The organism is Burkholderia sp. AU33803, assembly GCF_002223095.1.
Classification (GTDB): Bacteria; Pseudomonadota; Gammaproteobacteria; order Burkholderiales; family Burkholderiaceae; genus Burkholderia.
On record NZ_NKFJ01000006.1, the window covers coordinates 2,146,310 to 2,159,491 of the forward strand.

14 protein-coding genes are annotated in these 13,182 nt (G+C 69.5%); 7 read left to right on the forward strand and 7 right to left on the reverse strand.

Translation table 11 applies throughout. The annotated features are described in order from the left end of the window. Window positions 1–81: 81 nt before the first annotated feature. Both CFB41_RS26905 and CFB41_RS26910 read right to left on the reverse strand, forming a co-directional pair. A complete protein-coding gene (locus CFB41_RS26905) occupies window positions 82–822 on the reverse strand; it encodes a LuxR C-terminal-related transcriptional regulator (protein ID WP_089458557.1) in 741 nt (246 codons plus the stop codon). A 163-nt stretch (window positions 823–985) separates the two neighbouring features. Continuing rightward, on the reverse strand, window positions 986–1,867 hold the full coding sequence (locus CFB41_RS26910) for a neutral zinc metallopeptidase (RefSeq protein ID WP_089458558.1): 882 nt from the start codon (window positions 1,865–1,867) through the stop codon (window positions 986–988). Between the two features lie 400 nt (window positions 1,868–2,267). Here CFB41_RS26910 and CFB41_RS26915 point away from each other — a divergent pair, with 400 nt between their 5' ends. The 5 genes from CFB41_RS26915 to CFB41_RS26935 all read left to right on the forward strand — a co-directional run bounded on the left by CFB41_RS26915 (window position 2,268) and on the right by CFB41_RS26935 (window position 7,228). Next, window positions 2,268–3,059 carry an SDR family NAD(P)-dependent oxidoreductase gene (locus tag CFB41_RS26915; RefSeq protein ID WP_089458559.1) on the forward strand — a complete coding sequence of 264 codons (792 nt, stop codon included), beginning with the start codon at window positions 2,268–2,270 and terminating at the stop codon, window positions 3,057–3,059. A 191-nt stretch (window positions 3,060–3,250) separates the two neighbouring features. Further along, a complete protein-coding gene (locus CFB41_RS26920) occupies window positions 3,251–4,285 on the forward strand; it encodes a LysR family transcriptional regulator (protein ID WP_089458560.1) in 1,035 nt (344 codons plus the stop codon). 102 nt (window positions 4,286–4,387) lie between these two features. Next, window positions 4,388–5,074 (forward strand): DUF4286 family protein, encoded by a 687-nt coding sequence (locus tag CFB41_RS26925; protein WP_089458561.1) that lies wholly within the window; start codon window positions 4,388–4,390, stop codon window positions 5,072–5,074. 91 nt (window positions 5,075–5,165) lie between these two features. Beyond that, window positions 5,166–6,473, forward strand: coding sequence for an MFS transporter (locus CFB41_RS26930; protein ID WP_089458562.1), 1,308 nt, complete (start codon window positions 5,166–5,168; stop codon window positions 6,471–6,473). 53 nt (window positions 6,474–6,526) lie between these two features. Continuing rightward, entirely contained in the window at window positions 6,527–7,228 is a 702-nt protein-coding gene (locus CFB41_RS26935; RefSeq protein ID WP_089458563.1) for a DUF2848 domain-containing protein, read from the forward strand. A gap of 347 nt (window positions 7,229–7,575) precedes the next feature. Here CFB41_RS26935 and CFB41_RS26940 read toward each other — a convergent pair whose 3' ends face one another. Continuing rightward, window positions 7,576–8,559 (reverse strand): NAD-dependent epimerase/dehydratase family protein, encoded by a 984-nt coding sequence (locus CFB41_RS26940; RefSeq protein WP_089458564.1) that lies wholly within the window; start codon window positions 8,557–8,559, stop codon window positions 7,576–7,578. Between the two features lie 98 nt (window positions 8,560–8,657). Between CFB41_RS26940 and CFB41_RS26945 the strand changes: the two genes are divergently transcribed. After that, window positions 8,658–9,560, forward strand: a complete 903-nt coding sequence (locus CFB41_RS26945) for a LysR family transcriptional regulator (RefSeq protein ID WP_089458565.1) — start codon at window positions 8,658–8,660, stop codon at window positions 9,558–9,560. Window positions 9,561–9,610: 50 nt separating this feature from the next. On the opposite strand, the gene CFB41_RS26950 is transcribed toward CFB41_RS26945, so the two are convergent. Beyond that, a complete protein-coding gene (locus tag CFB41_RS26950) occupies window positions 9,611–9,931 on the reverse strand; it encodes a hypothetical protein (protein WP_089458566.1) in 321 nt (106 codons plus the stop codon). A 57-nt stretch (window positions 9,932–9,988) separates the two neighbouring features. Next, entirely contained in the window at window positions 9,989–10,861 is an 873-nt protein-coding gene (locus CFB41_RS26955; RefSeq protein ID WP_089429065.1) for a LysR family transcriptional regulator, read from the reverse strand. 170 nt (window positions 10,862–11,031) lie between these two features. Here CFB41_RS26955 and CFB41_RS26960 point away from each other — a divergent pair, with 170 nt between their 5' ends. Then, window positions 11,032–12,492 carry an MFS transporter gene (locus CFB41_RS26960; RefSeq protein ID WP_089458567.1) on the forward strand — a complete coding sequence of 487 codons (1,461 nt, stop codon included), beginning with the start codon at window positions 11,032–11,034 and terminating at the stop codon, window positions 12,490–12,492. Window positions 12,493–12,570: 78 nt separating this feature from the next. Here CFB41_RS26960 and CFB41_RS26965 read toward each other — a convergent pair whose 3' ends face one another. Further along, a complete protein-coding gene (locus CFB41_RS26965; RefSeq protein WP_089442227.1) occupies window positions 12,571–12,768 on the reverse strand; it encodes an oxidoreductase-like domain-containing protein in 198 nt (65 codons plus the stop codon). Window positions 12,769–12,850: 82 nt separating this feature from the next. Further along, complete coding sequence (locus tag CFB41_RS38295) at window positions 12,851–12,991, reverse strand: hypothetical protein (protein ID WP_179250172.1); 141 nt, start codon at window positions 12,989–12,991, stop codon at window positions 12,851–12,853. Window positions 12,992–13,182 lie beyond the last annotated feature (191 nt).

Sequence of the window (13,182 nt, forward strand, 5' to 3'; positions counted from 1 at the left end):
TGGGGAGGCGCGGGTTTGAACCGTGCGGGATGGCTGGCAATCGCGAAAGGTTCGAAGTCCAGACCGCAATTATCCGATGAATTACAGAAACAACGCCCCCACCAGTTCCGTGCGGTTCGACACGCCGAGCTTGCGATACATGCGCATCAGGTGCGTCTTGACGGTCGGCTGGCCCAGCGCGAGATCGCGCGCGATCTCCTTGTTCGAGCGGCCGTCGCGCACGAGGCGCGCGATCTGCTCCTCGCGGTAGGTCAGCCGCTCCTCGCAGCCGATCCGGTGAATTCCACGCCGCTCGCGCAGCAGCGGGCTCAGCGCGGCTTCGGCCACGGGCTGCAGCCGCGCGAGCGCATCGATTTCGCCGGGCGCGAACCGCCCGGCCGTGCTGTTGCCGGCCACGCCGCCGCGCGTGTCGCCCGACCCGAAGCGCAGCAGCGAGAACGCGCCGACCGTGCGGCCCGCGTCGCGCAGCCAGATCTCGACGACGTCGGCCACGTCGTGCCGCCGCAGGAAGCGGGTCCAGTACGCGGACGCGTCGCGTCTTTCGTCAGGCAATTGGGAAGCGAGCGTGACGACCGCACGCTCGCCGGCCGCACAGCGCGACGGATGCAGCGGATCGAGCATCCGGTAGCGCGCGACATAGGTGCGATGCATCGATTCCGGCATCCCGAACAGCTCGAAATCGGCCGGTTCGCCGCTTTGGTCGAGCCGGTAGAACACGATCGCGGACGGGCTCGCGAACGCGTCGAACGCGTCCACGCACGCGCGCAGCGCGCGTGGCCAGTCGGCGGCGGCCGGGTCGGCGGGAGCGGATGAGGTCGGCATGGTGGAGTCGGCTGGCGGGCGAACTTATTGAAGATCGAAGTTCGGGCCAGCCTACCGACGCCGAAAAGCGCCGGTGAGCACAAATCGGCAAATCGTCCCGGCCCGGCCGCCATCGCGGGTCAGGCCGGGGCGATGCGGGCGCGCGACGGTACGCGCGCCGCTTTCAGCGTGCGTTCGCGGCGAACGTGTCGCAGGCGCTCAGTTCGCCCGATTGCATCCCGCGCCGCAGCCAGTACACGCGCTGGTCGCTGGTGCCGTGCGTGAAGCTCTCGGGCACGACATAGCCCTGCCCTTGCTGCTGCAGCCGGTCGTCGCCGATCGCGGCCGCCGCCTTCAGCCCCTGCTCGAAATCGCCGGGTTCGATCAGCCGCTGGTTCGCGCGCTGCGCGTTGTTCGCCCACACGCCGGCGAAGCAGTCGGCCTGCAGCTCCATCCGCACCGACAGCGCGTTCGAGTGGGCCTGGCTCGCCCGCCGGCGTGCGGCGTCGACCTTGTCGGAAATGCCGAGCAGGTTCTGCACATGGTGGCCGACCTCGTGCGCGATCACGTAAGCCTGCGCGAAATCGCCGCCCGCGCCGAAACGCTTGCGCAGTTCGTCGTAGAAACCGAGATCGATGTACACCTTGCGGTCGCCCGGGCAGTAGAACGGCCCCATCGCCGTCTGTCCGGTGCCGCATGCGGTCGGCGTCGAGTTCGTGAACATCACGAGCGTCGGCGGCTGGTACTGCGCATGCAGCTGGGTATTGAACACGCCCGTCCACGTGCGCTCGATATTGCCGAGCACCTTGCGCGTGAACACCACGTTCGGTTCGTTCGCCGCCGCGCCCTGCCGCTGCGCGGGCGCGGGCTGCGCCTGCTGCTGGCGGCCCTGCAGCGCCGACGCGCCTTCGAGTATCACGCGCGGGTCGATCCCGAAGAAATACGACGCGGCGAACGCAACCACGATCGTGCCGATGCCGATCGTCGCGCCACGCCCGCCGCCGAACCCGCCGGCACCGCGCCGATCCTCGACGTTCGTGCTTTCCGTTTCGTCGTCCAGCCTCATAGCCGGCCCTCCCTGTTCTTGTCGATGGTCCGGCACGCGAGCGCGCACCGGGCGATAGGTTGTCGTGACACGATCCCCTGCCGATGCAAGAGCCGCGCACGGGGGTGCGTACTCCTGCCGGGATCGTCGGCCTGCCGCTCCGCTCGCACGACGGAATCGGCCGGCCGATGCGCCGCGCGTCGATGCACGGCCCGCCCGCGCTATTCTGCCGGGCTTTCGTGACTTATCGCAAAAATGTGGAGGATAGAGCGATTCGGCGCCGCACATCGTCAGCCTTTGCAAAATGGCCCGCGGCCACGCCAATCGCCCGGACGCCGCCCGCGTTCATCCTTTCGGCTGATACCAGCGCGCGCCGGCGCCACCTAAAGTGACCGGAAACGACACCTTTCCGGAGCACGACATGACCCACCCGCCACCCCGCACGATCGCGATCACCGGCGCGGGCACCGGTATCGGCGCCGCGTGCGCGCGCCGCTTCGCCCGCCGCGGCGACCGCGTCGTGCTGATCGGGCGGCGCCAGGCACCGCTCGACGCGCTGGCCGCCGAAACGGGCGGCCTCGCGCTGGCCGGCGACGCCGCGAGCACCGCCGACTGGGCCCGCTTTCTGCCGCAGGTCGCCGAACGCTTCGGCCGCGTCGACGCGCTCGTCGCATGCGCGGGCGGCCACGGCCTCGGCCGCGCGGACGAAACCGACGACGCGCAATGGCGCGACGCGATGCACGCTAACCTCGACACCGCGTTCGTCAGCGCGCGTGCGTGCCTGCCCGACCTGATCGCGCAGCGCGGCAGCATCGTGCTGGTCGCATCGATCGCCGCGCTCGCGGCCGGGCCCGGCGTGTGCGGCTACACGGTCGGCAAGCACGCGCTGCTCGGGCTCGCGCGGTCGCTCGCACGTGACTACGGGCCGCACGGCGTGCGGGCGAATGCGGTGTGCCCCGGCTGGGTCCGCACGCCGATGGCCGACGCGGAGATGGAACCGCTGATGTCGGCTCACGATGACACGCTCGACGGCGCGTATGCGCGCGTCAGCGCCGACGTGCCGCTGCGGCGCGCCGCAGACCCGGACGAGATCGCGGCCGTATGCGCGTTCCTCGCGTCGCCGGACGCGTCGTTCGTGACCGGCGCAACGCTCGTCGCCGACGGCGGCGCGATGGTCGTCGACGTGCCGACGCTCGCGTTCGACAAGCTTTGATGCGCGCGGGTGCGCCGCTCGCGTGACGTACGCGTCGCGGGCGGCGTTGCGCGCACGTCCTCTCGTCCTCCCGCTCCAGCGCCTGCCCACGCACGCGCGCCGCGCCGCCCGCTTGTTTCCCGTCCCCGAAAATCCGCTACCATCGACCGATCCCGCCGCCCGCCCGGCCCCGCCTCACGGTTCGAACGTCGATGAACATCCGGTTTCTTGAAACCTTCGTCTGGCTCGCGAAGCTGGAAAATTTCCGGCTCACCGCCGAAAAACTGCACACCACACAGGCCGCCGTATCGAGCCGCATCGCGTCGCTCGAGGACGCATTCGACGTGCGCCTGTTCGACCGCAACACGCGCTCGGCCACGCTCACGCCCGCCGGGCGCCGCATGCTCGCGTACGCGGAGCGGATCGTGCGGCTCGACGGCGAAATGCGCCGCGACATCGATGCGGCGAGCGATGCGGGCCTGATCCGGATTGGCGTGATCGAATCGATCGTGCACAGCTGGTTTCCCGCGCTGATGGCGCAACTGCGCGAGCGCTATCCGCGCCTCGACGTCGAGATCACGAGCGACACGACGTTGCACCTGATCCGCCTGCTCAGCACCGACGGCGTCGACCTGATCCTGCAGACCGACCCGGTGCCCGGCCCCGATTTCACGAACCTGCCGCTGTGCGAATTCCCGGTACGCTGGGTGGCCAGCCCGCGCCTCGGGCTCGGCGGCCAGGCGCTCGACGTTGCGCGCCTCGCGGAATTCCCGATCATCAGCTTCTCGCGCCACTCGGGCCCGCACGCAACGATCGAGCGGCTGTTCGCGGCCGTCGAGCGGCCGGCCAGCATCAACTGCATCACGTCGGTCGCCGCGATGATCCGCCTCGTCGCCGACGGCTTCGGCGTGGCCGCGCTGCCGCCCGCGATCATCGGGCGCGAGCTGCACGAAGGCACACTCGAACTGCTCGATGTCGAACCCGAATTCCCCGCGCTGCCGCTCGTCGCGACGTACCGCAGCCAGGGCCTGCCGGTGGCCGCGCGCATCGCGGAGCTGGCCAGCGAAGTCGCGCGTGCAATGTCGGCCGCCGCGCATCACGCGAAGACGGCCGCGCCCGACAGCGCGGACAAAACAGCCGCCCGTCCCGCGACAAAAGCCAAAGCGAAAGCGAAAGCACCGGCAAAAGCGAAGCGCACGACACCATCCGCCCCGCCCGCCGCGAAACGCAGCCCGCGCCGCTCATAAGAAAACCTGTTCACCGCGAATTTGTTTTCTTGTTGGACGGGCGCGGCCCGTCTTCGGGAAACTGAGGTTCCTGACACCCCCCCCGTCACGAGGAACCCCGCGATGACCCGCCTTTCCCTTCCGCACGGCCAGCTTTGCGTCTGGACGGATATCGACCCCGCGCACGAAGCCGATTTCAACGCGTGGTACGACCGCGAGCACATGCAGGAACGTGTCGCGATTCCCGGCTTCACGCATGCACGGCGCTTTCGCGCGACCGATCGCGGCCCGCGCCAGTACCTCGCGCTGTACGTGACGGACGCGCTCGACGTGTTCCAAGGCGACGCGTACCGACGCGCATTCACGCAGCAGACCGCATGGTCGCTCGCGAACTTCGAGCGCATGACGGGCACGCAGCGACGCGTCGGAGAACTGACGATCGAGGCCGGCGACGGCGAAGGCGCGCATCTCGCGCTGTTCGTGCTGCCGCCGGATCGCATCGACGTGCCGCAGCTGCGCGAGCGTTTCGACGACGTGCTGCACGAACCGGGCATCCACGCGGCACGACTGTTTTGCACCGCGCCCGAACTGTCTGCGCCGATCGGCGCCGCTGCGGCCGCGCGCCCGGCCGCCGATGCGCTCGTGCTGATCGAAGGCAGCGATGCGGCCGCGACCCGCCGCGTGGCTGCCACGCTCGCCGGGCACGACGACGTGCGCACCTTCGCGCTGCTGTGGCGCGCCGCCGCGCCGCTGCATGTCGCGCGCGGCGACGTCGAAACCGAACCCGCTGCCGCGGCATGTTCGGCCTGATCGCCCACGCCGGCCGCACAGCAGGCGCGACGCACACCCACGCATCGGTCCGGCATTTCATCCCGTTCCCCATCACGACACGCCCGACACCATGAACACGCTCGCCCAGCCCGCCGCCCACGCGCCCCGCCGCGTCCGCACCAGCCGACTCGCGACCGCGAGCATGATCGGCACGTCGCTCGAGTGGTACGACTTCACGATCTACAACACGCTCGCCGCACTCGTCTTCAACCACCTGTTCTTTCCGTCGGTCGATCCGCTGGCCGGCACGATCCTCGCGTTCTCGACCTATGCGGTCGGCTACGTGTCGCGCCCGCTCGGCGGCTTCGTGTTCGGCAATCTCGGCGACCGCATCGGCCGCCGCGCGGTGCTGATGCTCACGCTCGTGCTGATGGGCGTGACGACCGCGTTGATGGGCGCGCTGCCGACCTACGCGCAGGCCGGCATCCTGAGCCCGATCCTGCTCGTCGCGCTGCGCTTCGTGCAGGGCGTCGCGCTCGGCGGCGAATGGGCAGGCGCAGTGCTGCTGTCGGTCGAGCACGGCGACCAGAAGCGGCGCGGGCTGTCCGCATCGTGGACGCAGATCGGCCCGTCGTTCGGCACGCTGCTCGGCACCGGCTGCATCGCGCTCGTGACGCTGTCGACCACGTCCGGCGATTTCCTGGCGTGGGGCTGGCGCGTACCGTTCGCGGCGAGCGCGCTGCTCGTCGTGTTCGGCTTCTGGCTGCGGCGCGGCGTCGACGAAACGCCGCAGTTCGAGCAGCTCGCCGAATCGCACGCGACCGCCGAGGTGCCCGTCGCGGACGTGCTGAAGTATCACTGGAAGCGCCTGCTGATCGCGGGTGGCTCGCGGATTGGCTCCGACGTGCTGTATGCGCTGATCGTCGTGTTCACGCTCACCTACGTGACGACCGTGCTGCACCTGTCGCGCCCCGTCGCCCTGACGGCCGTGATGATCGGCACGGCGTGCAACGCGCTCGCGGTGCCGTTCTTCGGCGCGCTGTCGGACCGCTTCGGCCGCCGGCCCGTATATCTCGCCGGCGCGCTCGCCGGCATCGTGTGGGCGTTCGTGTTCTTCACGCTGCTCGATTCGGCGCGCCCCGGCGCGATCGTCGCGGCCGTCGCGATCGGCCTGGTGATCCACGCGGTGATGTACGGCCCGCAAGGCGCGTTCGTGACCGAACAGTTCCCGACCCGCGTGCGCTACGCGGGCTCGTCGCTCGCGTACACGCTAGCCGGCATCGTCGGCGGCGGCTTCGCGCCGCTCGTGATCGCCGCGCTGTTCCGGCAGACGGGCACGACGACGGCCGTGTCGCTGTATGTCACCGGCGCGCTCGTCGTCACGTCGATCGCGCTCCTCGTCGCACGCGAAACCGCGCACAAGCCGCTCGCGGATTGAACGTCGCCGCCGGTAAGCCGTTTCATTCCTTCGCACTTCAAACTGATACGCATATGCCAACCCTGTCGTTCAATGTCATTCCCCGGAAAGGGGCGCCGGCCACCGTCGACGTCGAGATCGCGCGCGTCGTGATCGCCGGCTGGGCCGGCCGCGATCCGGTTGCGATCCAGACGCATATCGACGAACTCGCCGCGCTCGGCGTCGCGCCGCCGTCGACCACTCCGTGCTTCTATCGCGTGTCGGCCGCGCTGCTCACGCAGGCGCCTACGATCGGCGTGCTCGGCGCACGCTCGGGCGGCGAGATCGAATGCGTGCTGGTCGACAGCCCGGCCGGCACGCTCGTGACCGTCGGCTCCGATCATACGGATCGTGAGGTCGAAGCCTACGGCGTCGCAGTGTCGAAGCAGGTGTGCGCGAAACCGCTCGGCCGCGACGCGTGGCTTTATGCGGAAGTAGCGGATCACTGGGATGCGATCGAGATGCGTTCGTGGCTGATTTCGCGCGACGGCGAGCGGACGGCGTACCAGCACGGCGTGGTGAGTGGCCTGCTTGCGCCCGAGGTGCTGTGGCAGCGCTTCGACGACCGCCGGACGATGCCCGCGCGCGGCGCGATGTATGGCGGCACGGTTGCCGTGCATGGCCCGATCGCGGCGATGGGCGACGGCGACGCGTTCGAGATGGAGCTGCACGATCCGGTGCTCGGGCGCAGCCTTCGGCACCGCTACGCCGTGGAAGTGTTACCGGTCGTGGCATAACGGGCAACGAGGCGCGGCAGATGGGCACGACACCGTTCTGTCGCCGCGCCGGCTCCCGCGACTACGCCTAAAAGCAGTGATAGTCGGGAAAGTTGAGCTGCGAGTTGCCGCAATACAGCACACCAGCCAGGTTGGTACACCCGCTCAATGCAAGCATCATTGCGCCCGCAACCGACACTTTCCATCCGAAATGCAACATTGCGCCCCCGTTTCCGCCTGATCGACATGAGCCGACATGATGCGCATCGGACGTGCCCGGGTATGTGGAGAATTGTTGTGCCGCAGGTGCTGCGGTTCGCCATCGTGCCCGCCCGTACCGGAGCATGGACCCAGGCACGGGCCGTTGCTCACTTGAGACACCCGAGCCCCGCCAGCGTCGCCTCGACTGCCGTGTCGAGCGGCGTCACCGGCTCACGGCCGAGCACCGCGGTCACCCGCGTGTTGTCGAGCCGGATCGGCTCGCGCCACAGGTAGCGCATCTCGAGCAATTCGCGCAGCGTCGTGACGAACGGCGCCGCCGCCCACACGAACCACCACGGGAACTTGCGCACCGTCGGCCGCAGCCCGTGCCGCTGCGCGACGCGGCGCACGGCCTCCGCCATCTGCGTGCCGTCCGCATCCCAATGCCCGCCGAGATGAAAGCGCGCGAACGGTTCCAGCGTGTCGCGCCGCTCGATCAGCTCGACCATCGCGCGCGCGGCGTCCGGCACATACGACCATTGGTGCCCGATGCCATCCCGTCCCGGCACGCTGATGGACGCAACCGGCTGCCCGGCCTTGACGAACCCCGCCGCAAACCAGCTGTTGCCGGTCAGCTTCGGCCCGAAGAAATCGCCGGCCCGCACGATGATCGTGCGAACGCCCTCCCGGGCCGCGTCCTGCAGCCGGCGCTCCAGCTCGACGCGAATCGCGCCCTTGCGCGTCGACGGATGCTGCGGCGCGTCTTCGACCAGCACCGGAAACGCATCGGCGCCGTAGTTGTAGACGGTGCCCGGCAGCACGACGGTGGCCCGCTCCGCCTTCGCCGCCGCGATCGTGTTGTCGATCATCGGAAGCACCTGCCCGGCCCAGTTCCGGTAGCCCGGCGGATTCACCGCGTGGACGATCACGCTGCAGCCGCGCGCGGCGCGGACGACCGCGTCACGATCCATCGCGTCGCCGCGCATCCACGTGATGCCGTCGCGCTCCACGACTTCGGCGTCGAGCCCGCGCTTCAACCCGCGCACCTGCCAGCCCGCATCACGCAACTGCCGCGCGACTTCCCCGCCAATTCCGCCGCTCGCGCCGAGCACGAGTGCCTTTCGTTGCGTCCCGCCTGCGTGAGTCGTCATTGCCGCTCTCCTTGAATGAACCGTGATGACACGCATTCTGGCGCGGCTTCGGCTATCAAGGAATTGCCCAACCTGATGGATCAGCTATACATTTATGTATGACCATCGATCTGAACTGGGAACGCTACCGCACCTTCCTCGCCGTGCTGACGGAAGGCTCGCTGTCGGGCGCGGCGCGCGCGCTCGGCATCACGCAGCCGACGGCCGGCCGCCACGTCGCGGCGCTGGAGGCCGCGTTCGGCCAGACGCTGTTCACGCGCTCGCCGTCCGGCCTGTTGCCGACCGAGGCGGCGCTCGCGCTGCGCGGCCATGCGGAGGCGCTGCGCAGCGCGGCCGCGGCGTTCGAGCGCGCGGCTGCGAGCCACGGCGCCGGCGTGCGCGGCATCGTGCGGATCTCGGCCAGCGACGTGATCGCCGTCGAAGTGCTACCGCCGATGCTCGCGCAATTGCGGCGCAATCATCCGGGGCTCGTCATCGAACTGGTACCGACCGACCGCCTCCAGGACGTGCTCAAGCGCGAGGCCGACATCGCGGTACGGATGGCGCCGCCCACGCAGGAGGCGCTCGTCGCGCGCCGTATCGGCGCGGTCGATGTCGGGCTGTATGCGCGCGACGATTATCTGGCGCACAACGGGGTGCCCGAGACGACCGACGAACTCGCGCATCACGCGCTGATCGGCTTCGATACGGTCACGCCGTTCATCCGCTCGATGAGCCGCAGCATGCCGCTGTGGAAGCGCGATGCGTTCTCGCTGCGCACCGACAGCAACCTCGCCCAGCTCGCGATGATCCGCGCCGGCTACGGGATCGGCTTCTGCCAGAGCGGGCTCGCGAAACGCGACGCGCGGCTCGTGCGCGTGCTGCCGGACACACTCGCGATGCAGCTGGAAACCTGGGTCGTGATGCACGAGGACCTGCGGTCGAGCCCGCGCTGCCGCGCGGTGTTCGATGCACTGGCCGACGGGCTGCGTGCGTATGTGAGCGGCGAAACCGTCGAATAAACCGTGCGCGGCGACGGCACGAACGCAGGGAACGAAGCGCCCGCGCGGCGCTATTCGTAGATTTTCCCGGCGAACAGGATGTCCGCCATGCGCCGCCACGGATTGTCGGGCACGTCGTAGAAACGCAGCCCTTCCTCCGACACCTCGGCCCAGTCGACCATCGCGTCGAGATACTCGCCGATCGAGCGGTTTTCCCAGCCGAGCGCGGCGCGGGCGTACGGCGACGGCGGCACGTCGGCCTCGAGCTGGCGCTCCGTGTTCCAGTCGTGGCCGAGCACGCGCAGGAAGTGGATCAGCGAGCGTTCGTCGACCACGCGCTCCAGCGCATCCTGCAGCTTCGCGGCCATCTGGCGTTGCAGTTCGTCATTCATTTTTTGTCCCCTGGCGCGCCTCTCACCACGCGCCGCCGCAAATCGTGCGGCCCGGTTTTACATCAGCAATTGCCGCGACAGCACCTCGCGCGCCTGCGTGACGGCTTCGCGTTCGCCGGGCATCGGCGGCGTCAGCGAAAACACCGCGTCGGGCAGCGGCGGCAGCCGGTATTTCGCGCCGAGCCGCATCATGCCGTCGCCGATCGCCGACGCGCACAGGCAGCCCACCCCGAGCCCCGCCGCCAGCATCGACTGCAGCCCCGCCACCCCCGACGCGCTGTGCACGAGCCGGTACGGCATGTGCTGCTCGTCGAGCGAGCGCACCGCGACCTGATGCATCATGCAGTCGTCCGGCAGCAGCACGAGCGGCAGCGGCTCGGGCAACTGCTCGGCGAGCGCGGGCGATGCGACCCACGACAGCGGCTCGCGCCGCAACACCCAGCGCGTATCGGCCGACGCCGGCCGGAACGGCCCGCTCGACAGGTTCATCACCACGCCGAGATCGACCTGCCCGCGCGCATGCGCGGCCTCGATATCGGCGCTCTTCATCGCGCTGACGTGCAGGCTCAGTTGCGGGTAGCACTCCCGCAGCCGCGCGAGCAGCCCCGCGACTTCGTTGGTCCGGTAGTAATCGGTGATCGCGACGCGCAGCTCGCCCTTGATCGCCTGCCCGCGCACTTCGTCGAACGCGGCCTCGTTCAGCGCGACGATGCGCCGCGCGTGCTGCAGCAGCCGCGAGCCGGCCGGCGTCGGCTCGACTCCGCGCTTGCTGCGCACGAACAGCGGCACGCCGGCGCGCGATTCGAGCTTGCGCACCTGCTCGCTGACCGTCGACTGCGACAGGTGCAGCAGCGGCGCGGCGGCCGTCAGGCTGCCGGCGTCCGCGACCGCCGCGAAAGTACGCAACTGATCCAGGTCGAAACCGCGCATCGCCATTCCCCATCCATCGATTAACCCGATGGATGCTACCACTAATTCCCGCTTTTCCGATTTATCGCCACCACCGAGAATGGGGGTCAATCGCCCGCCCACGGCCGAACCGGCGCTTCTGTCGTCGCATCCGGCGTGAATGTGGCACTCATTCTTTCGGACCTGCTTCCATGACGAACGACACCCTTGCCCCCTGCGGGCCGGCCGGCACGGCCGCCGCAGCGACGCCGCGCAGCCACCACGGCTGGGCGCTGGTGGTCCTGCTGGTTGGCGCGATTTTGCCGCCGCTCGACTACTTCATTGTGAATCTCGCGCTGCCGGCCATCCGCGACGGCATCGGCGCACGCCCGGCCGAGTTGCAGCTGGTCGTATCGGCGTACGCGTGCGCGAACGCGGTCGTGCAGATCACCGGCGGCCGGCTCGGCGACCTGTACGGCCGCAAGCGGATGTTCATGATCGGGATGGCCGGCTTCGTCGTCGCGTCGACGCTGTGCGGGCTTGCCGGTAGCGGCGCGGTGCTGGTCGGCGGCCGCGTGCTGCAGGGCCTGTTCGCCGCGATCCTCGCGCCGCAGGTGCTCGCGACGATCCGCAGCGTGTTCAGCCCGCAGGAGCAGGTGCGCGTGATGGGCTTCTACGGTTTCGTGTTCGGTCTCGCGGCCGTGATCGGCCAGCTCGGCGGCGGCGCGTTGATCAGCCTGCATCCGTTCGGGCTCGGCTGGCGCGCGATCTTCCTCGTCAACCTGCCGATCGGCATCCTCGCGCTGATCGGCAGCTGGCGCTTCATCCCGGAGAGCCGGCCGCCGAAAGGCCACCGCATCGACGTGCCGGGCATGGTGCTGCTGTCGCTGTTCCTGCTGATGCTCGTCTACCCGCTCACGCACGGGCGCGAGGCCGGCTGGCCGCTGTGGATGGTCGCGTGCCTCGTCGGCGCGCTGCCGATGCTTGGCGCGCTGCTGGCGGTCGAGGCGCGCCGTCTCGCGGGCGGCCACGATCCGCTGCTCGACGTGCGCCTGTTCCGCAATCCCGTCGTCGCGCTCGGGCTCGTGCTGGCGTTCCTGTTCTATACGCTGAGCGCGTTCTTCCTGAGCTACGGCATCTACCTGCAGGGCTGCCTGAACTGGTCGCCGCTCGCGTCGGGGCTCGCGATCCTGCCGCTCGGGCTCGGCTTCCTGTCGAGCCCGCTGCTGATGCCGCGACTCGTCGGCCGGTTCGGCGGCTATCGCGTGCTCACGCTCGGTTTCGCGATGCTCGCGGCCGGCGTCGCGACGGCCGCCGCGCTGGCGGGTGCCGCCACGCCGGGCATCGGCTTTTACGTGGGGATCGCGGCGATCGGGATCGGCCAGGGCCTCGTGCTGCCGTCGGTCGTGCGGATCGTGCTCGCGGAAGTCGACACGGCGCGCGCCGGTGTCGCCTCCGGCATGGTCACCGCGATGCTGCAGATCGGCGCGGCCGTCGGCGCGGCGACGCTCGGCGGCGTGTTCTTCGCCCGGCTCGGCGCGCATCCGGCCGCACTCGATTACGTGCAGGGCTTCAGGACGTCGATGTTCGCGCTGACGGCCGTGTTGCTCGTGTGCATCGCGCTGTCGGCGATGCTCGGGCCGCTGCATCGGCGGCTGCATGCAGGCACGTAAGCGCGGCGGGAATCGCGTTGCGGCGGCAGGGTCCGACGCGGAAAGCGCTGCCGATGCAGCCGCTTGCCGGCATCCGGCTCACGCGTGAGGCTGGCGTTGCGCCTGGCGCGCCTCCCATTCGGCCAGCTCGACGCGATAGCGCGCGAGGGCTTCGTCGTAGAGATCGAAGACGCACGGTGAACAGCCGCTGTTGCAGCAGTCTTCGAGTTCGGGCTGGATGGGCGGGGTCGGACGAGGATCGTCGACGGACGGATCCGGAGAGACAGTGTTGGGCACGGCGAAAATCGAATGAATGGACGCGTTCAGTATAAGCGGATGCCGCACGGCATGCGTGCCGCGCGGGTCATACCATGCTGCGTCATATCCCCAGTATCGTCACCTGGTCGTGGCGGATCCGGACCTCGCGCGTCCATGCATCGATTTCGGCAATCACTTCCGCAAGCGCGGCGCAACGCGTGTCCAGACGGTCGATGAAATCCTGCCGCGAATCGCGGAACACGAAGCCGAGCCGCTCGAGTGCCGTCGTTCGCTACGTGGCGTCGCTCACGCTTCGCCGGGCGCTGATCCATAATGGCGCGATTGTCGGCGAACCCGGCGACGCCGTCGATGTCTCGCTTCCATCGCGTTCCGGCCGGCGCACGACCCGGACCCACCACGACGCTCGCCGCCGCATCCTCGTCATCGCCCCAC